Below are 20,335 nucleotides of genomic sequence, written 5' to 3'. Positions count from 1 at the left end.
TTGTGTTTAACCCTGCTTCGCCGCCGCGATAATCGCCTCACTTAACGCATTCAACCCCTGGCTGCGTGAGGCGCTAAGCTGCCCACGCAATCCCAGCTCATCAAACAATGCCAGCGGCGACTGTGCCTGCAATTCGGCGGCGGTTTTCCCCTCAACGGCAGTCAACAACACCGCCAGCAGGCCGCGCACAATGCGTCCTTCGCTGTCGCCAAAGAAATGCATCGTGCCGTTTTCAGCGACGGTATATCCCAGCCAGACGCGGTTTTCGCATCCGGCGATCTCTTTAGCCTGCGCTTTTAACTCGTCTGGCAAAGCTGGAAGCTGTTTCCCCAACATAATTAGCTGACGATATTTGTCTTCCCATTGAGTCAACGGCGCGAAAGTTTCGTGTAACGTCTTTACGGTAACGGTTGTGCCGAACGGATGTCCGGCGTATTGCGGGTTCGTCATTAATCCACCAATAATTCCAGCGCACGGTCAACGGCATTCACCAGCGCATCTACATCACTCTTTGTATTATATGGCGCAAAAGAGGCGCGCAGTGTGCCGGTTACGCCTAATTCTGCCAGTAGCGGCTGAGCGCAATGCTGCCCGGCCCGCAGGGCAATGCCGTACTCCGCCAGCAGCGTCACCATATCGCTGTGATGAACGCCAGCAAAATCAAAGGCTAGCAGGCTGGAATCCTGGCTGCGGAATGAACGAAAGCCTGGACGTTTTGCCAGCGCCTCTTCTGCAATCGTCGCCAGGCTGCGACTCCAGCTTTCGGCCTGGTTGATATCGTAATCTGCCAGCCATTCCAGCGCCGCGCTTAATCCTATGACACCAGCGACATTTGGCGTTCCAGCTTCCAGTTTCCACGGCGCAGATTGAGTCGTGAAGCCGTCAAAACTCACTTCGTGAACCATTTTGCCGCCGCCCAGCCAGGGCGACATCGCTTCCAGCAGTTCTGATTTGCCATACAGCACGCCGATACCTGTCGGGCCATACAGTTTGTGACCTGAAAAAGCATAGAAATCAATATCCAGTTGCTGAACATCCGCGGGGAAATGCACCGCCCCCTGAGCACCATCAACCATCACCACCATCCCGGCTGAATGAGCAAAGGTAATCGCTCGCGCCAGATCCGGGCAACCGCCAGTAACGTTCGACATCTGACCCAACGCCAGAATCCGACTGCGAGGTGTGATCAGTTCTGGCAACAAATCGACATCCGGCAGTCGCTGTGCATTCAGCGGCAATTTCACCACTTTGGCTCCAGTTTGTTGGGCGACCATCAGCCAGGGGACGAGGTTGGCGTGGTGCTCTGCCACACTGACAATAATTTCATCGCCCGGTTGCAGACGCGGACGCGCATAGCATTGTGCCACCATGTTGATGGATTCAGTGGTGCCGCGCGTCCAGACGATATTTTTGTCATCTGATGCATTCAGTAATTGCGCCACTTTCTCCCGCGCAGCTTCATAACGCGCGGTCAGGCGTTGGGCTTCGGCAAACTGGCTGCGATGGACGTTTCCGGCGCTCAGGCTGTAAAACTGTCGGGTGGCTTCAACCACGGCTTCAGGTTTAAGCGCGGTCGCGGCGCTGTCGAGATAGACGCCCGCATCCTGTAGCGCGGGAAACTGGGCGCGAAATTGCGCGGGATTAAAAACGTTCATGGTACTCCTCGGCTTGATGCACCGATCGTGACGCAAAATTCACTTTGATACAAGGAGAGTGCTAACCATCAGAATTATCTGGATATCCTGGCGAAGCCGCGTAAGTAACATATGCTAAATAGTGTTAGGCGTTAATTTTAGCCTGTTAATCAATACTATTAAGATTTATTAATCGCTTTAAGGAGAAGATGATGAAAAAGACTGCCGCAATTATTTCTGCCTGTATGCTGACTTTTGCCCTGAGCGCCTGTTCCGGTTCGAACTATGTGATGCACACCAATGACGGACGTACCATCGTCTCTGACGGCAAACCACAGACTGATAACGATACCGGTATGATTTCGTATAAAGACGCTAATGGCAACAAACAGCAGATCAACCGTACCGACGTGAAAGAGATGGTCGAACTGGATCAGTAATTCGCGATCGCAAGGTAAAAAAAAGCACCGCAATTAGGCGGTGCTACATTAATCACTATGGACAGACAGGGTAAATGTACAGGAAGTGAAAAAAGGTAGCTTTGCTACCATGGTCTGAATCGCAGACCAATTGCAAACACAACAACACAACATCACAACCGTAAGCCAAAAGTTCACCAGAACACGCATTCCGATAAAACTTTTCGTTCCGGCTCAGGAAGTGCCGCCACTATAGGTATTTGCTGGTAGAAGCTCAACGGACAATTTATAATGGCTCAGATTAAAAAAACTAATAGGTTACACAGTGTGATCTAATTGTTAAATTCATTTAACATCAAAGTTTAAAAGCCATGTCTAAACGATTACCACCGCTAAATGCCTTACGAGTTTTTGATGCCGCAGCACGCCATTTAAGTTTCACTCGCGCAGCAGAAGAGCTTTTTGTGACTCAGGCCGCAGTAAGTCATCAAATCAAGTCTCTTGAGGATTTTCTGGGGCTAAAACTGTTCCGCCGCCGTAATCGTTCACTCCTGCTGACCGAGGAAGGGCAAAGCTATTTCCTCGATATCAAAGAGATATTTTCGCAATTAACCGAAGCGACACGTAAACTTCAGGCCCGTAGCGCCAAGGGGGCGTTGACGGTCAGTTTACTCCCCAGTTTCGCCATTCATTGGTTGGTTCCACGACTTTCCAGCTTTAATTCAGCTTATCCGGGAATTGACGTTCGCATCCAGGCGGTTGATCGTCAGGAAGATAAGTTGGCGGATGATGTTGACGTGGCGATATTCTATGGTCGGGGCAACTGGCCGGGGCTACGGGTGGAAAAACTTTACGCCGAATATTTATTGCCGGTGTGTTCGCCGCTACTGCTGACAGGCGATAAACCCTTGAAGACCCCGGAAGACTTGGCTAAACATACGTTATTACATGATGCGTCTCGCCGTGACTGGCAGACATATACTCGCCAATTGGGGTTAAATCATATCAACGTTCAGCAAGGACCAATATTTAGTCATAGCGCCATGGTGCTGCAAGCGGCTATCCACGGGCAGGGAGTGGCGCTGGCGAATAACGTGATGGCGCAATCTGAAATTGAAGCCGGACGTCTTGTTTGCCCGTTTAATGATGTTCTGGTCAGTAAAAACGCTTTTTATCTGGTTTGTCATGACAGCCAGGCAGAACTGGGTAAAATAGCCGCCTTTCGCCAATGGATCCTGGCGAAAGCCGCTGCTGAACAAGAAAAATTCCGCTTTCGTTATGAACAATAATTTACGTAGGGTACGACCATGACCAGCCGTTTTATGCTGATTTTCGCCGCCATTAGCGGCTTCATTTTTGTGGCGCTGGGCGCTTTTGGCGCGCATGTGTTAAGTAAAACCATGGGAGCCGTTGAGATGGGCTGGATCCAGACTGGCCTAGAATACCAGGCGTTCCATACGCTGGCGATCTTAGGTCTGGCGGTGGCAATGCAGCGTCGCATCAGTATCTGGTTTTACTGGAGTAGCGTTTTCCTTGCGTTAGGCACGGTGCTGTTCAGCGGCAGCCTTTATTGCCTGGCGCTGTCCCATCTGCGTTTGTGGGCATTTGTCACACCGGTTGGCGGCGTGAGCTTCCTCGCGGGCTGGGCGTTAATGTTAGTTGGTGCTATCCGTTTAAAGCGCAAGGGCGTAAGTCATGAATAAGGTTGTATTGCTGTGCCGTCCGGGCTTTGAAAAAGAGTGCGCCGCAGAAATTACCGATAAAGCCGGCCAGCGGGAAATTTTCGGTTTTGCCCGCGTGAAAGAGAATGCGGGTTATGTCATTTATGAATGTTATCAACCTGATGATGGCGATAAGTTAATCCGTGAGCTGCCGTTCAGTTCATTAATTTTTGCCCGCCAGTGGTTTGTGGTGGGGGAACTCCTGCAGCATTTGCCGCCAGAAGATCGTATTACCCCCATTGTCGGCATGTTACAGGGCGTAGTAGAGAAGGGCGGTGAACTGCGTGTTGAAGTTGCCGATACCAACGAAAGCAAAGAGTTGCTGAAATTCTGCCGTAAATTTACCGTGCCGCTACGCGCTGCCTTGCGCGATGCCGGGGTGCTGGCGAACTATGAAACGCCGAAGCGTCCGGTTGTGCATGTATTCTTTATTGCACCAGGTTGCTGCTATACCGGTTACTCATACAGCAACAATAATTCGCCGTTCTATATGGGCATTCCGCGCCTGAAATTTCCGGCAGATGCGCCGAGTCGTTCCACGCTCAAACTGGAAGAGGCATTTCATGTGTTTATTCCTGCGGATGAGTGGGATGAACGCCTGGCGAACGGGATGTGGGCGGTGGATTTAGGTGCTTGCCCAGGCGGCTGGACCTACCAACTGGTGAAGCGCAACATGTGGGTATATTCCGTTGATAACGGCCCGATGGCACAAAGCCTGATGGATACCGGGCAGGTGACGTGGCTGCGGGAAGACGGTTTCAAATTCCGTCCGACACGCAGCAATATCTCCTGGATGGTATGCGATATGGTTGAAAAACCGGCGAAAGTTGCGGCATTGATGGCGCAGTGGCTGGTTAATGGCTGGTGCCGTGAAACCATTTTCAACCTCAAACTGCCGATGAAAAAACGCTACGAAGAAGTGTCACATAATCTGGCGTATATTCAGGCACAGCTTGATGAACATGGCATAAATGCTCAGATTCAGGCGCGACAGTTGTATCACGATCGTGAAGAAGTGACGGTGCATGTCCGCCGTATCTGGGCTGCGGTGGGAGGCCGTCGCGACGAGCGATAACTAACAAGGCCGGGGCGTCGTCTCCGGCCTGCTCCCATTTCTGTCAGGCTGTCACCAAAGAAGCCGCAACCTGGCGCTCATCAGAAATAATGTGCGTGACCTCATCCAGATGCCCGATGCGGGCTTCCCCTGAACGATTAAATTTACTTTTATCAATCAATAACAACGATTGCGCGGCACGTTTTAATAGCATCGATTTGTAATCAGCGTTGATGGCATTGGAGTCCCACAGTGCACCGCTGCTATCGATCCCTTCACAAGAAAAAATAAACAGATCGATTTCCAGCGATTTAAGTTGGGAAATCAGCGAGGGATTGACGTAACAGCCATATTTGCGCTCAAGTGTGCCGCCGGAACTGATCAGTTGAATGCGTTCACGTTTACCGAGTTCATGGCAAATCGGATGGCTATTGGTGAAGACCTGGATGTTGATGTCAGGCAACTGGCGTGCCAGATACCAGCAGGTTGAACTGGCGTCTAAGGCTATCACCATCCCTTCTTCAATCCACGCGAGCGCCTCGCGCGCGATATCTGCTTTATGCGCATAATGGCTTTTCAGCCGGATGTGAAAGGGATCGCCACTGTCTTGATTTTGACGGTGGATATATTTAGCGCGCCCATGATTGCGCAGAATTTTACCCTGCGTCTGTAATTCATTGAGATCGCGACGAATGGTTTCTTTACTGACCTTTAGCTGTTCAGAGAGAGCTTCCGTGGTCAGGCTGGTATGGTTCAGCAGCAGGTCGACTATCGCTTGCTGGCGTGCCGCTTTCATATTTTTCACCCCATCATTCGATAACCGCCCGCGTCATGCGGGCGTACCGGTATGAGATTACGGTGTTACCCCTTTTTTTAAAAGAATATTCCCGTACTTCGCTCGTTCGCCTGTGATAACGATCGCAAAGGCTTTTTGCGCCCGCTCATAAAACGCAAAACGATTGATGCGGATGATGTCAGGACAGGGGGCTTGTAGTGAAAGCGCATTTCGATAACGTCGTTCTACTTCAGGATCGAGAGTGTCACCCTCTACCGCTGCCATCATCACCAGCGGCGGTGCATAACTGTCCAGTTCAAATAACGGGATTATCGCCTGGAGCAAGTCGCTCACCAACAGGCCATCAGCGCGGATCACCTGCGGTCCCATCGAATGGGCGGGAAAGTGAGCATCGGAAAAAATAATTTCATCTCCATGTCCCATCTCTGCCAGCACTTTCAATAGTTCGGGAGAAATTAACGGCGAAATTGTTTTCAGCATTTCACACTTCCTCTATAAATTCAGGTTCAGTTTGCGGGTAGAAATAACGGTACTGATAATGAATCTGCGCGCGAGCTTCTTCCGGGCTGTTAAATTCCCCTACGCCATACCAACCGAACAGCGCAGCTCCTGCGACGGTCGTTTCGGCGTCGTCGAGAACTTTTACCGGAATATCAAGCATATTGGCTTTAATCTGATTCCACAATGTGTTGCGACTTCCTCCACCTACTAACAATAATTCAGAGGCTTTAAAGTGCCCGATTTTTTCCAGCATCTGTAGATTGCGCTGTAATTGCGCGGTTAACCCTTCCAGCGCCGCGCGATAGAAATGTCCGCGCGTGGTATTGAGCGTCACTCCTTGCCAGCCAGCGTTCTGACACGACAATAAATCACACTGCATTTTCACACCATCCGTACCCGGGGGGATCAGACGAGCTTCATCAATCAACATTTGCCAGGGCGTTTCAGTAGTCCAGAACAGTTTTCTCACCCATTCCAGCACGCCGGATGCCAGCCATTGCATACCGGGGTTATACAATCCTGCCTGGCTATCCAGTTCGCAGGTCGAACCGCCGTACTGACTTAGCAGTGAAGTATCAACCTGCGTACTGCGGACCATTAAAATTTCCCATGTACCGGAAGAGAGCACGGGTTCATTTTGTTCGGCACCAGCGCCAAAAAGGGCGAACTGGGTATCGTGACCTGCAGAAATCACCGGTATGCCAACGGGTAAGCCGAGCATTGCTGCGGCGCTGTTCTGTAACGTACCAATCTGTTCACCCGCTTCCACCAGACGAGGGAAGAGTCGGCGTGGAATACCGGTGGCGTGTAAAATTTGCGGACTGAAATCGCGTTGCTGGATATCCAGCATCTGGCTGGTTCCGGCCATCGTGATATCAGTAGTGAATTCGCCGGTTAAACGGTGGTTAATCAGCGACGAAATAAAGAGCCAGGCGTGCGCGCGTTCCAGCAGTTGTGGATGATTTTCTTTCAACCACACCAATTTATATAACGTATTGAAACTAAAGGCTCCGACGCCAGAAATAGCCTGCAACTGCTGTGCGGAGATCAACCGTTCAATATTGTCCATTACCGCTGCTGTTCGCGGACATTTCCAGCTAATGATCGGATAGAGCAGATTGCCTTGCTTATCTACCAGAGCGCCATCCACACCAAAGGTGGTGACGGCGATACCGCGGATGTGGCATTCAGTCAGTTCACTATTGATTTGCCGACAGCAATCAGCAAAGCGTTGCAAAATGGCGTCTAAAGACCACTGGTGCCAGGTGTTGTTTTCCATCGCGATATCGCTGGCATTAGGCGTTGAGGCGCGGGCAACAATTTTTCCCTGCCGATTAACCGCGATGGCCCTGACATTGGTTGCGCCACAGTCGAGTACCAGGATAACTTCTTGTTTCATAATCGCTCCTGCAATATAGCCGGATAACATTGTTTATCCGGCTAACCACTCTTGCTTGTTCAGGCCCGGTAGCCGGAGCGACCGGGCATCACATCAGGGAGTAATGTATTAACGCTTGTACAACGGACCGTAGTTCTGGCAAGCGCGGTAATCCTGGCCTTCAATATCCATGCCGTGCGCAGCCCAGGCAGAAGGACGATACACTTTGGTCTCTTCAACGTTGTGCATACATACCGGGATACGCAGCATGGAGGCGAGAGTGATAAAGTCTGCGCCAACGTGGCCGATGGTCAGAACCCCATGGTTAGCGCCCCAGTTCGCCATTACCGAGTACACATCCGTAAACGGCCCTTTACCGGTGAGGCGCGGTGCAAACCAGGTGGTTGGCCAGGTTGAGTTGGTGCGTTTGTTGAGGATGTCATGCACATCCTTCGGTAACTCAACGCTCCAGCCTTCCGCGATTTGCAGTACCGGTCCCAGGCCTTTGATGATGTTGACACGGGTCATGGTGAACGGGACACCGCCTTCAGTAAGGAAGCGGGAAGAGTAACCACCGCCACGGAAATATTCGTGGATAGCCGGGCACCATTCGGTCGCGGCGAGGCAAGCGTCAGCCTCTTGCTGAGAGATTTCCCAGTGCGGCTTCATCGTCGGTTTACCTTCGCTGTCGCGTTGTTTACAGGAACCGTCCAGCGCAGCAGAACCGGAGTTGATCAAGTGGATAATGCCGTGTTCTGCCAGTCCGTCCAGTTTATGCCCCGTTACACGCTCAATTGCTTCTGGTGACCAGTAGGTACGCACATCGGCAAATACCTGAGCGGTGCCGGTGAGCTGGTGACCCATTAGCATTGCCACGCCGTTAAGACTGTCGTTTTCGGTCGCCACGACAAAGGGTTCGCGTACGCCATTCCAGTCAAATGAACTGTTGAGGATCGCTTCGGCGGTGTCGCCATTGGGATATTGATCGGTCCAGTGACGTTGCCCCTGGAAGCCCGCAGCGATGGCGTTGTAACCAAGAGATTCTTCCACGCGACCAATATCGGCCAGTTTGCTGTTGCCTTGCATCATGTCGCGGATACACATCGCCATCAGTAAACTTTCGCGTAGAACTGCGCGGCTTTGCTCGGCATTGCGTTGATACTGTTTGTTATTTTCATCTTCGCCATAGCGGAAGTTTTTATCAGCCCAGGCCAGCGCCATTTCCAGTTCTGCTTCGTCGTAAATCTTCTGATCAATACGGCGACGCAGTTCGGTCATATCCACCGCCTGGACTTTCATTCCCAGCCAGGATTCAAAGAAGTTGTGGTCAACGATGGAACCGGCGATCCCCATCGAAACGCCGCCCAGCGACAGATAGCTTTTACCTTTCATACTGGCGACTGCCAAACCGGCGCGGGCAAAGCGCAGCAGTTTTTCTTCAACGTCGGCAGGAATCGATGTGTCATCGGCATCCTGAACGTCATGACCGTAAATGGAGAATGCCGGGATTCCTTTCTGACTGTGAGCTGCCAGAGCTGCGGCGAGGTAAACAGCGCCTGGGCGTTCAGTGCCGTTAAAGCCCCAAATGGCTTTCGGGCGGGTTGGATCCATGTCGATGGTTTCACTGCCATAGCACCAGCAAGGCGTTACCGTAATGGTGAGGCCTACATTCTGACTGCTGAATTTTTCTTCGCAAGCAGCGGCTTCAGCCATACCCGCGATACAGGTATCGGAAATGACACACTCGACGGCAGCTCCGCAGGCATGGCGCAGTTTCTCGGTCAGCAGTGCGGCCGTAGCTTTCGCCATATTCATTGTTTGTTCTTCAAGCGACTCACGAACACCCATGCGACGACCGTCAATAACCGGGCGGATACCAATTTTCGGTAACGTATTAATTTTCATCAGGATTCCTCATCTCGCTTTATTGGCGCTCTGCTAAGGCGGAGAAAGGAAACCACCGAAGCAGTAGTATTGGTCATTATTTGCTAACTCGAGTTAGCTTAGGTTTGTAGGCTTTTTATGCACAACTTTTTTGTTGTTGAAATGTGAGGGGCTTCACGAGAAGTGGTTAAAATACGATCTCTGTCAAATTATTATCTAGCGGGATAAAAATAAATTTTACGTATAATCAAATGGTTATTAGATTTTAATGGTTATGCATCACAGTTTTAACTCAAATGATTTGGCTAATTTGTATACCTAAAATAGCTTTAAAAGGCGATCGCTAACTCGAGTTAGCAAAATGCGAAGAATAGATTGATACGATGAATATTTATTCAAAGGTTATTCGTATCACAGTGGAGATGGCTTTAGTAGCGACGTTTATGCCGTACTTCACATTTTCAGTTTCTGATTATTGAGGAAAGCTGCAATGTCCGAAACATTTTTGCAAATGAAGCATATCACCAAACGCTTTCCTGGAGTGTTGGCGCTTAATGACGTGCAATTTACCCTACGCCGGGGCGAGGTTCATGCATTATTAGGTGAAAATGGTGCAGGAAAATCTACATTAATGAAAATTTTGTCGGGGGTTTATCAACCTGATGAAGGCGAAATAATTTTTGAAGATAAATTAGTCTCATTTTCTGATCCGTTAAGTGCGCAAAACGTAGGTATTACTATTATTCACCAGGAATTTAATTTATTTCCCGAGCTTACAGTAGAAGAAAATATTTTTATCGGCAGGGAGTTTTGTAAAAAAAATCGCTGGCGTCTGGATGAGAAACAGCAACGCAAGGCGACGATTGAAATTTTGCAAAAATTAAATTTGGCGATCAAACCAGATACTCTGGTTGCCGACCTTACGGTAGCTCAACAACAGATGGTAGAAATTGCCAAGGCCATTTCGGTTAACGCCAGGATTCTCATTATGGATGAACCTACTGCGGCGTTAACAGAAACTGAAATTGAAAGCTTATTTCGCGTCACCCGGTTATTGAAAGAACAGGGGACCGGCATTGTGTATATATCCCACCGTCTGGAAGAGTTGGCGCTAATTGCCGACCGCGCGACTGTAATGCGTGATGGTCAGTACATCAGCACAGTAGATTATGAGTGCGTAAAAATCAGCGATCTGATTGCCATGATGGTTGGTCGCGATTTAGGGAATATCTATCCCCGCCGCGAGGCCATACAGCAGCGGATGCCGGTTCTGGAGGTCAACGGACTGACGCGCAAAGGCGTACTGAACGATATTAATTTTACGCTTTATCGTGGCGAGATCCTCGGCTTTGCCGGACTGATGGGGGCAGGTCGTACTGAACTTGCGCGTGCGATTTTTGGTGCGGACTCCATTGACAGCGGAACGCTAAAGTTAAATGGTAAGGAAACCGTTATTAAAGATATTTCGGATGCTATTCAGCAGGGAATTAGTTACCTGACGGAAGACCGAAAAAAAGAAGGGTTGGCACTGAATTTATCTGTTGAACGAAATATTATGTTAGGAAATTACCCTGAGTATTCCGATCGTTTTGGGAATGTCGATTCGCGTCGTTGCCAACAAACCAGTGAGGAACAGGTAAAAGCGTTAAGGATTAAAACGCCAAATCTTGAACAGGCTGCATTAAATCTAAGTGGAGGAAATCAGCAGAAAATTATAATTGCACGTTGGGTGTGTAAAGATACTGATATTTTAATCTTCGATGAACCCACTCGCGGCATTGATGTTGGCGCCAAACTGGAAATCTATGAGTTAATGAATCGCCTGGTGGCAAAAGGGAAATCAATCATCATGATCTCCTCTGAATTGCCGGAGGTGTTAGGAATGTGCGACCGTATTTTAGTGATGCGCAGTGGTCGAATTACTGGCGAACTTAGCGCAAATGAAGCGACACAAGAAAAAATCATGCAATACGCGACGTTAGAGGATTAAATTATGACTATCTCTGTAACCTCTCCAGACAGCAATAATAAGAAAATAAAGATAAATAAAGAACTTTTGATGCGCCTTGCGCCTCTTTTTAGCTTAATTATATTAGTGCTGTTTTTTAGTTTCAGCTCTCCCTTTTTCTTTAATACCGAAAATATCATGACGATTGCTCTGCAAACGTCGGTTATCGGCATTATGGCCATTGGGGTAACTTTCGTCATTATTACCGCGGGCATCGATCTTTCATTGGGTTCCGTGGTGGCTTTTTCTGGTGTCGCCGTGGGGATTTGCGCCACACTGGGCCTGCCGCTGCCAGTGTGTATTATTGCCGGTGTTTTAGCCGGTGGAATGTGCGGCTATGTGAATGGTTTGTTGGTCACTAAAATGACTATTCCACCGTTTATCGCTACCTTGGGCCTGATGATGTCCGTCAGAGGTATCAATATGGTGATGACCGACGGGCGCGCCATCTATTTTGCCGATTACCCGATGTTCAAAACGCTCGCTCAGGGACGCTTGTTTGATGTGCTGCCTTATCCTGTTTTCTACCTGGTCATTGTGGCGCTTGTCGGCGCTTACATCCTGAAGAAAACGGTTATTGGTCGCTATGTCTATGCCGTAGGCAGTAATGAAGTTGCTGCTCATCTTTCTGGTATTAAAGTTCAGCGCGTGAAAATTTTCGTCTATGCCTTCTGTGGTTTATTAACCGGGATTGCGGGTGTCATTCTCGCTTCTCGTCTCAACTCCGGACAACCGACGGTGGGTGTGGGTTATGAGCTGGAAGCTATTGCTGCGGTAGTGATCGGCGGAACCAGCTTAATGGGCGGTATTGGCACTATTGGCGGCACAATCATTGGCGCTTTCATTATGAGTGTACTGAAAAATGGCCTCAATTTAATGGGGGTCTCTCAGTTCTGGCAAATGGTCGCGATGGGCGTAGTTGTGGTCGCTGCCGTTTACCTCGATACATTACGCAAAAAGATTCGTTGACTTAGGCTCCCTGTTTTATCGGGAAACAACTGCCCTGACGTTAAGGGTGATTCACTCAGAACGGAGTACAACAATGAAAACCAGGCATTTTATCTATGCGTTATCTCTGCTGGCTTGCGTAAGTTCCAGCGCACTGGCGAAGGATTTAAATCTTCCGGTTGTTAGTAAAGGTTTCCAACATGAATTCTGGCAAACCGTAAAAATGGGGACTGAAGCTGCGGCTAAAGAGTTGGGGGATAAAACCAGCTATGTTGGCCCGGCTGATGAAACGCAAATAGCCGAGCAAATTCAGTTAGTCGAAAATGCGATGGCGCAGAAACCGAATGGCTTGCTTCTGGCAGCCCTCGACGCGAATGCGCTCGCCCCACTGGTAGAAACGGCAAATTCACGCGGTATCAAAGTGGTGACCTTTGATTCAGGCATCAATTCAGACATTCCGGTGAGTTTTGTCGCCACCAATAACCGTAAAGCAGGTGCTCAGGCAGCTGATGCCTTAGCTGCGCAGGTAAATAATAAAGGGAAAGTTGGGATTATCGCGCACGTTGCAGGAACATCTTCCGCTATTGAACGCTCGGAAGGCTTCATGGAGCGTATGAAAGAAAAATATCCTGACATTAAAGTCTTACCCGTTCAGTACAGCGATGGTGACCCGCAAAAAGCGATGGATAAAACTATCGATATGATTCAGGCCAATCCCGATCTTGCTGGGATCTATGGCACCAATGAAGGTTCAACGCTCGGGGTGGCGAATGCCATTGATAGCCAGAATCTGAAAGGTAAGGTGAAGGTCATTGGTTTTGATAGTACGGAAGCGATTATTAACTTCCTGAAGAACGGGGTCATTCAGGGCTTTGTTGTTCAGGATGCATACCAGATTGGCTATCAAGGGATCAAAACGTTGAACGCGGCCCTTTCGGGGCAAGCCGTTGAAAAAGAGATCGATATTCCCGTGAAATTTGTTAATGCCGAGAATATTAACACGCCAGAAATCGACAAACTCCTGCACCCATTCGGTAAGAAATAAAAAAATTGGGGATGAATTCTCATCCCCGTTATCTCCAGCGTCAGGGAGGCTTTATGCACAACGGTTATTTTCTCGGTGTCGATGTCGGATCGGCCAGTGTCAGGGCAGGCGTTTACAGTGCCAGTGGCCACAGGCTGGCATTCGCTACTGCGCCCGTCTCCCAGTTTCGCCCTAGCGGCGAGCGTGTCGAACAGTCTTCGGCAGAGATCTGGCAACAAGTTTGTAAAACGGTGAAAGAGGCGACAGTTTTGGCAGGCATCCCCATTTCCGCAATTCGCTCACTGGGTTTTGACGCTACCTGCTCGCTGGTTGTTCTTGATGAACAAGGCCAGGGTTTAGCGGTTTCGTCCGGTGGATCTGCGAATCACGACATTATTATGTGGATGGATCATCGTGCAACTGTCGAGACGGCGCAGATTAACGCAACGAAGGATCCCGCATTGCGCTACGTTGGCGGCGAAGTGAGCGTCGAGATGGAGTTACCAAAGTTACGTTGGTTGAAGACGCATCTACCGCAAACCTGGCAGGCCGCTCATCGCTTTTTCGATCTGGCGGATTTTCTGGTCTGGAAAGCAACAGGGCGAGACGTCGCGGGATTGTGCACGCTAACGTGTAAATGGAATTATCTGGCTCATGAACAACGCTTTAGCCATAGCTTACTGGAATCGGTAGACCTGACCGACATGCTCGAAAGAATTCCCGCCGAAATTCTTCCGCCTGGTGCTGCCGTGGGAACTTTAACTGCCACAGCTGCTGAAGAATTAGGATTAACGACCAATGTTATCGTGGCCAGTGGTTTGATTGATGCCCATGCCGGTGGCATGGCGCTGGCTGGCGCGCAGCCATCAGGAACGCTGGCATTGATAAGCGGAACGTCGAATTGCCACATGTTGTGCAGTGAAAAAGAAATATTCACCCCTGGCGTCTGGGGGCCATACTGGTCGGCCATGTTGCCAAATTACTGGCTAACTGAAGGCGGGCAAAGCGCCGCAGGGGCGCTGGTGGAGTGGACGCTTCAGGAGTCCGGGGCAAGCGCAAATCTTTTTAACAAGGCGCAGCAACGCGGGTGTCATCCGATTCAACTGATTAATGAATGGGTAGCCGCCCTGGAAGCTAACGAGTCAGAACCCACACGAAATTTACATGTGCTTGCCGATCATCACGGCAACCGTTCGCCACGAGCGCGGCCCGATGCCAGAGGCAGTGTTTATGGCTTAACACTGGAGCGTGGTGAAAATCAGCTCGCGCGGCTTTATCTTGCGACTTTACAGGCAATAGCCTTTGGCACCAGACATATTATTGAAACTCTGCGGGAAAATGGGCATACCATTACCCGATTAACATTATGTGGTGGTGCAACGCACAACCCTTTATGGCTACGCGAATATGCAGACGTGACAGGTTGCGATATCCACCTGATGCAAGAAGAAGATGCCGTTACGTTGGGCGCAGCAATTAGCGGCGCTGTTGCCAGCGGAGCATGGGGGGATTTTACATCTGCGTGTAAAGCAATGGTTGAAGCCGGAGAGGTTATTCAGGTAAATCCACAACGCCGTGAATTTTTAGAGCGTAAATACCGGGTTTACCTGACGCTTTGGGAGCAACAACAGGCGGTTAACCAACTGATGCAATAAGACAAAAGTTGAAAATACTTTTATGATTGTGATTTGACGTCTGGATGTTAACTGGGAAATACCTATGGCTAAAACAGTAGAGCAGATAGCCAGCGACCTGAATTTATCGGTTACGACCGTGCGACTGGTGCTAAATGGAAAAGCGGAACAATATCGAATCAGCGTCAAAACCCAAACGCGTATCAATGAATATGTTGAACGCTATGGTTATATCATTAATCATTCCGCTCGCAGCCTTAAGCTTAACAAAACTGATACATTAGGGTTGATTGTTCCCAACATATCCAACGTCTTTTTTGCTACGCTGGCAGAAAAACTCGAACAACGCTGTCGACGTTCCGGATATCAACTTACAATCAGTTGCACTTATGATGATGTTGACTATGAAAATAAATTGACGAAAGCATTTATCGCACGAAATGTAGATGGTCTTTTTATTGTTCCTTCGACGTTGGAAAATCAGCAGCATCATTTACGCAAAATTCGTAAGCCAATGGTTTTACTCGATCGTGATTTTAAATATACCGATAACGCATTGGTAGAGAGTAATAATATTTCTGGCGGAGAAAAGCTGACGCAAAATATTCTTGAGGCCGGGCAGGCTCCAGTATGGTTTTTGCTGGGAGATGCCGGTTTGCCGAGTATCAGCGATCGTCTGACAGGTTATTTGAATGCGTTGGCAAAAAAAGGGATTACCCATCGCGATTGGGTGCGGGAAGGTCCGGTAAATACTCCGGAAGGCGGCTATGTCATTATGGAAAAACTCATTGAAGAGCAGGGATGTCCGCAGGCATTTATCGCCTCGTCTTTACCTGTGCTTGAAGGCGCTGTCCGCGCGATTCGCGACCGTCTTGGCGCTGTACCGCCAGAAATCAATATTGGCACTTTCGATGAACATCCTATGCTGGGATTTCTCGCCAACAATGTCTGGTCAATGCAGCAGGATGAAAATGCCTGGGCAGAAAAAGCGTTCGAAATGATGTTAAGCGCGATCGAAGAAAGACCAGTCAAAAAAACAGTTAAAGTAGAAATGAAATTAATTAAGCGCATAAGAAAAAAATAATAATCGCCAAAAGATATCAGGCTACTGAACAATGATATTCAGTGGCCTCCCCTTACTAAAAATAACCCCGTCTTCATTTGCGGTGCTGTTTTACGCAACAAGGCGAGCTGAAACTGTATCTGGAGAATAGAAATGGAAAGAACACGTTTATCCCGTGAAATAATTGAAACCTGTCTGGAAATGACGCGCCTTGGGTTAAATCAGGGGACAGCGGGGAATGTCAGCACACGTTTTGAAAACGGCATGTTGATTACTCCCAGCGGTATTCCTTATGAAAGAATGACGGAGAATATGATTGTCTATGTTGATGGCAACGGTAAACATGAGGAAGGAAAGCTTCCCTCAAGCGAATGGCGTTTCCATATGGCGGCCTATCAAAGCAGACCGGATGCCAACGCGGTTGTTCACAATCATGCCGTTCATTGCACGGCAGTTTCCATTCTTAACCGACCGATCCCCGCTATTCACTACATGATTGCGGCGGCTGGTGGTAATTCTATTCCTTGCGCGCCTTATGCGACCTTCGGAACTCGCGAACTTTCTGAACATGTTGCGCTGGCTCTCAAAAACCGTAAGGCAACTTTGTTACAACATCATGGGCTTATCGCTTGTGAGGTGAATCTGGAGAAAGCGTTATGGCTGGCGCATGAGGTTGAAGTGCTGGCGCAACTTTACCTGACGACCCTGGCGATTACGGACCCGGTGCCAGTGCTGAGCGATGAAGAGATTGCCGTAGTGCTGGAGAAATTCAAAACCTACGGGTTACGGATTGAAGAGTAATTTCGTAAAGCAAAAAGGAGCAGGATGATGGCTAACAGAATGATTCTGAACGAAACGGCATGGTTTGGTCGGGGAGCTGTTGGGGCCTTAACTGAGGAGGTGAAACGCCGTGGTTATCAGAAGGCACTGATCGTCACCGATAAAACGCTGGTGCAATGCGGCGTGGTGGCGAAAGTGACCGATAAGATGGATGCTGCAGGGCTGGCATGGGAGATTTACGATGGTGTAGTGCCCAACCCGACAATTACTGTCGTCAAAGAAGGGCTTGGTGTATTCCAGAGTAGCGGTGCGGATTACCTGATCGCTATTGGTGGTGGTTCTCCACAGGACACGTGTAAAGCGATTGGCATCATCAGCAACAACCCGGAATTCGCCGATGTGCGCAGTCTGGAAGGGCTTTCCCCGACCAATAAACCCAGTGTACCGATTCTGGCAATCCCCACCACAGCAGGCACTGCGGCAGAAGTGACCATTAACTATGTGATCACTGACGAAGAAAAACGACGCAAGTTCGTTTGTGTTGATCCGCATGATATCCCGCAGGTGGCATTTATTGACGCTGACATGATGGATGGTATGCCGCCTGCGCTGAAAGCCGCGACGGGTGTCGATGCGCTCACTCATGCTATTGAGGGGTATATTACTCGTGGTGCGTGGGCGCTAACCGATGCGCTGCACATTAAAGCGATTGAAATCATTGCTGGGGCGCTGCGAGGATCGGTTGCTGGTGATAAGGATGCCGGAGAAGAAATGGCGCTCGGGCAGTATGTTGCGGGTATGGGATTCTCGAATGTTGGGTTAGGGTTGGTGCATGGTATGGCGCATCCACTGGGCGCGTTTTACAACACGCCACACGGTGTTGCGAACGCCATCCTGTTACCGCATGTCATGCGCTATAACGCTGACTTTACCGGTGAGAAGTACCGCGATATCGCGCGCGTTATGGGCGTGAAAGTGGAAGGTATGAGCCTGGAAGAGGCGCGTAATGCTGCTGTTGAAGCGGTGTTTGCTCTCAACCGTGATGTCGGTATTCCGCCACATTTACGTGATGTTGGTGTACGCAAGGAAGACATTCCGGCACTGGCGCAGGCGGCACTGGATGATGTTTGTACCGGTGGCAACCCGCGTGAAGCAACGCTTGAGGATATTGTAGCGCTTTACCATACCGCCTGGTAATTGCGCTGATGTGACGATGCCGGATGCGACGTTTGCACCGTATCCGGCACGCCGTTACCGTACCAACCGCAATTGCTGTAAATTGCCGTCGATATGCAAATCAGTCTGTAAGCGGGCAATATCGCGGCACAGAAATGCCATCTCTTTATGCATTTCTAATTTCTTGCGCCACTTTTCGGCAACCGCATCCAGATTCTCATAGATCCCTTCCAGACTCTGAAACTCGACCAGCAACTGCGTGGCGCTTTTGGGGCCAATCCCCGCAACGCCTGGCACCTTTGAACTGCTGATCCCCGCCAGCCCCCAGTAATCGGGTAACTGCTGCGGTTGAACGCCAAATTCTTTATCAATAAATGGTGCATCCAGCCAACGTTTCTGGAAGTAATCACGAATACGTAATGTCGGTGAAAGTAACTGGCAGTAGCCTTTATCTGTCGAAACAATTGTTGCCTGATGCCCGGCCTGAGTTACTTTGACCGCCAGCGTGGCGGCTAAGTCATCGGCTTCGTTGCCGCTGGCTGACCAGCACGGGACGCCTCGTTGCTCAAAGGCGGCGCGTAATGCAGGCATTTCGTTGTGCAACTCTTCCGGCATTGGTGGTCGACCCGCTTTGTAATCTGGTAAACGCTGATGACGCCAGCCGCTACTGCGGTTTTCATCATCAAAAACGGCGACCGCGTGGGTTGGCTGGCTGTGCATAATGAGCTGATCGAGCGCGTGCTGGCAGGTTTCGACACAAGGCGACCCCTGAACGGCATGAATGCGACGGATAAGATTCAGTGCATCGACAATAAGCAAATGAACAGCCACGATAACCCCCTTAAAGATCAGGTGATAAGGGTAACATTCACTACTGGAAGAGGCTACAGCTGGATGAGAAAACGGGAAGAGGCCTCGCAAATCGAGGCCTCTGGAGAGCGATTAATCGCAGGCAACAATCTTCATCGCCAGACCACCACGAGAGGTTTCGCGGTACTTGGCATTCATATCTTTACCTGTTTCGTACATGGTCTCGATAACTTTATCGAGGCAGACACGTGGTTCGCTGGTACGGCGTAGCGCCATACGTGCAGCGTTCACCGCTTTTACTGCCGCAATGGCGTTACGCTCAATGCACGGTACCTGAACTTGTCCAGCAACCGGGTCACACGTCAGACCGAGGTTGTGTTCCATGGCGATTTCCGCCGCGATGCACACCTGCGCCGGGCTTGCGCCTAACAGTTCTGCCAGACCAGCTGCCGCCATAGAGCACGCCACGCCAACTTCACCCTGGCAACCCACTTCGGCACCAGAAATCGAGGCGTTCATCTTATAAAGAGAACCAATCGCGCTTGCTACCAGCAGGTAACGAGCCAGTGAGTTAGCGTTCACTTCGCGGATAAACTTGTCGTAGTACGCCAGCACTGCCGGGATAATCCCGCACGCACCGTTAGTCGGCGCAGTCACCACGCGACCGCCCGCAGCGTTCTCTTCGTTCACTGCCAGCGCAAACATGTTGATCCAGTCAACAACTGCCATCGGATCAGTGGTGGTTTTATCCTGGCTAACCAGCATCCGGCGTAGTGCCGCAGCGCGGCGTGGAACGCGCAGTTTGCCTGGCAACACGCCTTCGGTGGCAATACCGCGCTCAATACCGCCACGCATTACTTCCCAGACGTTCGCCAGGTGCTGTTCCAGTTCTTCTTTGCTGTGCAGCGCCAGCTCGTTTTTCATCATCAGACCAGAGAGTGACAGCCCGGTCTCCTGACAATGTTTTTGAAGATCGGCAGCGGAACTGTACGGATAAGGAACTTCAACCGGTGCGCTATCCTGCTGGCCAAAATGTTCTTCATCAACGATAAAGCCACCGCCGATAGAGTAGTAAGTCTGGCTGTAAACGACTTTATCGCCCGCCAGCGCGGTAATGCGCATGCCGTTTTCATGCAGAGAAAGGTTATCGGCATGGAAGTTCATGCACTGATCAACCGGGAACTCCACTTCGTGCTGACCGTTTGCCAACATCAGGCGACCATGAGTATTCACATCCTGAATAAAACCAGGGATGGAATCGATATCCACGGTATCCGGCAGGTTACCCGCCAGACCCATAATTATGGCGATATCTGTGTGGTGGCCTTTACCGGTCAGAGAGAGCGAGCCGTACACGTCAACCACCACGCGGGTCACGTCTTTAAGCAGGTTACGGGCAATCAGATCGTCGGTAAATTGCTTACCCGCTTTCATTGGTCCAACGGTATGAGAACTGGAAGGGCCAATGCCGATTTTGAAAATATCGAATACGCTAATCATAGGAA

General features: G+C 49.9%; 19 protein-coding genes. 11 read left to right on the top strand and 8 right to left on the bottom strand.

What is annotated here, in order from left to right; all coding sequences use genetic code 11:
* Nucleotides 1-6 precede the first annotated feature (6 nt).
* Nucleotides 7-450 carry a cysteine desulfurase sulfur acceptor subunit CsdE gene (gene csdE / locus ATB02_RS14425; protein ID WP_105271798.1) on the bottom strand — a complete coding sequence of 148 codons (444 nt, stop codon included), beginning with the start codon at nucleotides 448-450 and terminating at the stop codon, nucleotides 7-9.
* The gene (gene csdA / locus ATB02_RS14420; RefSeq protein ID WP_105271797.1) at nucleotides 450-1,655 is read right to left on the bottom strand and encodes a cysteine desulfurase CsdA; all 1,206 of its coding nucleotides are present in this window, start codon (nucleotides 1,653-1,655) and stop codon (nucleotides 450-452) included. Before csdA ends, csdE begins: the two co-directional genes overlap by 1 nt.
* Nucleotides 1,656-1,846: 191 nt before the next feature.
* Here csdA and ATB02_RS14415 point away from each other — a divergent pair, with 191 nt between their 5' ends.
* The 4 genes from ATB02_RS14415 (at nucleotide 1,847) to rlmM (ending at nucleotide 4,849) form a co-directional block, all read left to right on the top strand.
* Nucleotides 1,847-2,074, top strand: coding sequence for a YgdI/YgdR family lipoprotein (locus ATB02_RS14415; RefSeq protein WP_000750398.1), 228 nt, complete (start codon nucleotides 1,847-1,849; stop codon nucleotides 2,072-2,074).
* 350 nt (nucleotides 2,075-2,424) lie between these two features.
* Entirely contained in the window at nucleotides 2,425-3,342 is a 918-nt protein-coding gene (gene gcvA, locus ATB02_RS14410; protein WP_000044394.1) for a glycine cleavage system transcriptional regulator GcvA, read from the top strand.
* Between the two features lie 18 nt (nucleotides 3,343-3,360).
* A complete protein-coding gene (locus tag ATB02_RS14405; protein WP_000203905.1) occupies nucleotides 3,361-3,756 on the top strand; it encodes a DUF423 domain-containing protein in 396 nt (131 codons plus the stop codon).
* On the top strand, nucleotides 3,749-4,849 hold the full coding sequence (gene rlmM, locus ATB02_RS14400; protein WP_001045520.1) for a 23S rRNA (cytidine(2498)-2'-O)-methyltransferase RlmM: 1,101 nt from the start codon (nucleotides 3,749-3,751) through the stop codon (nucleotides 4,847-4,849). Before ATB02_RS14405 ends, rlmM begins: the two co-directional genes overlap by 8 nt.
* A 43-nt stretch (nucleotides 4,850-4,892) precedes the next feature.
* Here rlmM and fucR read toward each other — a convergent pair whose 3' ends face one another.
* The 4 genes from fucR to fucI form a co-directional block, all read right to left on the bottom strand.
* Complete coding sequence (gene fucR / locus ATB02_RS14395) at nucleotides 4,893-5,624, bottom strand: L-fucose operon activator (RefSeq protein WP_001308912.1); 732 nt, start codon at nucleotides 5,622-5,624, stop codon at nucleotides 4,893-4,895.
* A gap of 57 nt (nucleotides 5,625-5,681) precedes the next feature.
* Nucleotides 5,682-6,104 carry an L-fucose mutarotase gene (fucU, locus tag ATB02_RS14390; protein WP_000920840.1) on the bottom strand — a complete coding sequence of 141 codons (423 nt, stop codon included), beginning with the start codon at nucleotides 6,102-6,104 and terminating at the stop codon, nucleotides 5,682-5,684.
* Between the two features lies 1 nt (nucleotide 6,105).
* On the bottom strand, nucleotides 6,106-7,524 hold the full coding sequence (gene fucK / locus ATB02_RS14385) for an L-fuculokinase (RefSeq protein ID WP_105271796.1): 1,419 nt from the start codon (nucleotides 7,522-7,524) through the stop codon (nucleotides 6,106-6,108).
* A gap of 108 nt (nucleotides 7,525-7,632) precedes the next feature.
* Nucleotides 7,633-9,408, bottom strand: a complete 1,776-nt coding sequence (gene fucI / locus ATB02_RS14380) for an L-fucose isomerase (RefSeq protein ID WP_038355742.1) — start codon at nucleotides 9,406-9,408, stop codon at nucleotides 7,633-7,635.
* Nucleotides 9,409-9,877: 469 nt separating this feature from the next.
* Here fucI and ATB02_RS14375 point away from each other — a divergent pair, with 469 nt between their 5' ends.
* From ATB02_RS14375 to fucO, 7 genes are all read left to right on the top strand, one after another.
* A complete protein-coding gene (locus ATB02_RS14375) occupies nucleotides 9,878-11,377 on the top strand; it encodes a sugar ABC transporter ATP-binding protein (protein ID WP_105271795.1) in 1,500 nt (499 codons plus the stop codon).
* A 3-nt stretch (nucleotides 11,378-11,380) separates the two neighbouring features.
* Entirely contained in the window at nucleotides 11,381-12,364 is a 984-nt protein-coding gene (locus tag ATB02_RS14370; RefSeq protein ID WP_000156205.1) for an ABC transporter permease, read from the top strand.
* 73 nt (nucleotides 12,365-12,437) lie between these two features.
* Nucleotides 12,438-13,388, top strand: coding sequence for an ABC transporter substrate-binding protein (locus ATB02_RS14365; RefSeq protein ID WP_105271794.1), 951 nt, complete (start codon nucleotides 12,438-12,440; stop codon nucleotides 13,386-13,388).
* Nucleotides 13,389-13,441: 53 nt separating this feature from the next.
* Nucleotides 13,442-15,022, top strand: a complete 1,581-nt coding sequence (locus tag ATB02_RS14360; protein ID WP_105271793.1) for an FGGY-family carbohydrate kinase — start codon at nucleotides 13,442-13,444, stop codon at nucleotides 15,020-15,022.
* Nucleotides 15,023-15,086: 64 nt separating this feature from the next.
* Entirely contained in the window at nucleotides 15,087-16,085 is a 999-nt protein-coding gene (locus tag ATB02_RS14355) for a LacI family DNA-binding transcriptional regulator (protein WP_001140842.1), read from the top strand.
* A gap of 132 nt (nucleotides 16,086-16,217) precedes the next feature.
* Nucleotides 16,218-16,865, top strand: coding sequence for an L-fuculose-phosphate aldolase (fucA, locus tag ATB02_RS14350; protein ID WP_105271792.1), 648 nt, complete (start codon nucleotides 16,218-16,220; stop codon nucleotides 16,863-16,865).
* Between the two features lie 27 nt (nucleotides 16,866-16,892).
* On the top strand, nucleotides 16,893-18,041 hold the full coding sequence (gene fucO, locus ATB02_RS14345; RefSeq protein ID WP_105271791.1) for a lactaldehyde reductase: 1,149 nt from the start codon (nucleotides 16,893-16,895) through the stop codon (nucleotides 18,039-18,041).
* A gap of 54 nt (nucleotides 18,042-18,095) precedes the next feature.
* Here fucO and xni read toward each other — a convergent pair whose 3' ends face one another.
* Both xni and sdaB read right to left on the bottom strand, forming a co-directional pair.
* Nucleotides 18,096-18,851, bottom strand: a complete 756-nt coding sequence (gene xni / locus ATB02_RS14340) for a flap endonuclease Xni (protein ID WP_001352986.1) — start codon at nucleotides 18,849-18,851, stop codon at nucleotides 18,096-18,098.
* 111 nt (nucleotides 18,852-18,962) lie between these two features.
* Nucleotides 18,963-20,330, bottom strand: a complete 1,368-nt coding sequence (sdaB, locus tag ATB02_RS14335; RefSeq protein ID WP_000626401.1) for an L-serine ammonia-lyase II — start codon at nucleotides 20,328-20,330, stop codon at nucleotides 18,963-18,965.
* Between the last annotated feature and the right edge of the window lie 5 nt (nucleotides 20,331-20,335).

Origin of the sequence: Escherichia sp. MOD1-EC5189 (assembly GCF_002966045.1) — a bacterium.
Taxonomy (GTDB): Bacteria; Pseudomonadota; Gammaproteobacteria; order Enterobacterales; family Enterobacteriaceae; genus Escherichia; species Escherichia coli_F.
Note: the sequence above shows the minus strand (reverse complement) of the source record. Positions and strands in the feature narration are given on the sequence as shown.

Excerpts from the sequence above, each read along its gene's own strand:
- csdE (WP_105271798.1), bottom strand. The coding sequence starts at position 450 with ATGACGAACCCGCAATACGCCGGACATCCGTTCGGCACAACCGTTACC.
- csdA (WP_105271797.1), bottom strand. The coding sequence starts at position 1,655 with ATGAACGTTTTTAATCCCGCGCAATTTCGCGCCCAGTTTCCCGCGCTA.
- ATB02_RS14415 (WP_000750398.1), top strand. The coding sequence starts at position 1,847 with ATGAAAAAGACTGCCGCAATTATTTCTGCCTGTATGCTGACTTTTGCC.
- gcvA (WP_000044394.1), top strand. The coding sequence starts at position 2,425 with ATGTCTAAACGATTACCACCGCTAAATGCCTTACGAGTTTTTGATGCC.
- ATB02_RS14405 (WP_000203905.1), top strand. The coding sequence starts at position 3,361 with ATGACCAGCCGTTTTATGCTGATTTTCGCCGCCATTAGCGGCTTCATT.
- rlmM (WP_001045520.1), top strand. The coding sequence starts at position 3,749 with ATGAATAAGGTTGTATTGCTGTGCCGTCCGGGCTTTGAAAAAGAGTGC.
- fucR (WP_001308912.1), bottom strand. The coding sequence starts at position 5,624 with ATGAAAGCGGCACGCCAGCAAGCGATAGTCGACCTGCTGCTGAACCAT.
- fucU (WP_000920840.1), bottom strand. The coding sequence starts at position 6,104 with ATGCTGAAAACAATTTCGCCGTTAATTTCTCCCGAACTATTGAAAGTG.
- fucK (WP_105271796.1), bottom strand. The coding sequence starts at position 7,524 with ATGAAACAAGAAGTTATCCTGGTACTCGACTGTGGCGCAACCAATGTC.
- fucI (WP_038355742.1), bottom strand. The coding sequence starts at position 9,408 with ATGAAAATTAATACGTTACCGAAAATTGGTATCCGCCCGGTTATTGAC.
- ATB02_RS14375 (WP_105271795.1), top strand. The coding sequence starts at position 9,878 with ATGTCCGAAACATTTTTGCAAATGAAGCATATCACCAAACGCTTTCCT.
- ATB02_RS14370 (WP_000156205.1), top strand. The coding sequence starts at position 11,381 with ATGACTATCTCTGTAACCTCTCCAGACAGCAATAATAAGAAAATAAAG.
- ATB02_RS14365 (WP_105271794.1), top strand. The coding sequence starts at position 12,438 with ATGAAAACCAGGCATTTTATCTATGCGTTATCTCTGCTGGCTTGCGTA.
- ATB02_RS14360 (WP_105271793.1), top strand. The coding sequence starts at position 13,442 with ATGCACAACGGTTATTTTCTCGGTGTCGATGTCGGATCGGCCAGTGTC.
- ATB02_RS14355 (WP_001140842.1), top strand. The coding sequence starts at position 15,087 with ATGGCTAAAACAGTAGAGCAGATAGCCAGCGACCTGAATTTATCGGTT.
- fucA (WP_105271792.1), top strand. The coding sequence starts at position 16,218 with ATGGAAAGAACACGTTTATCCCGTGAAATAATTGAAACCTGTCTGGAA.
- fucO (WP_105271791.1), top strand. The coding sequence starts at position 16,893 with ATGGCTAACAGAATGATTCTGAACGAAACGGCATGGTTTGGTCGGGGA.
- sdaB (WP_000626401.1), bottom strand. The coding sequence starts at position 20,330 with ATGATTAGCGTATTCGATATTTTCAAAATCGGCATTGGCCCTTCCAGT.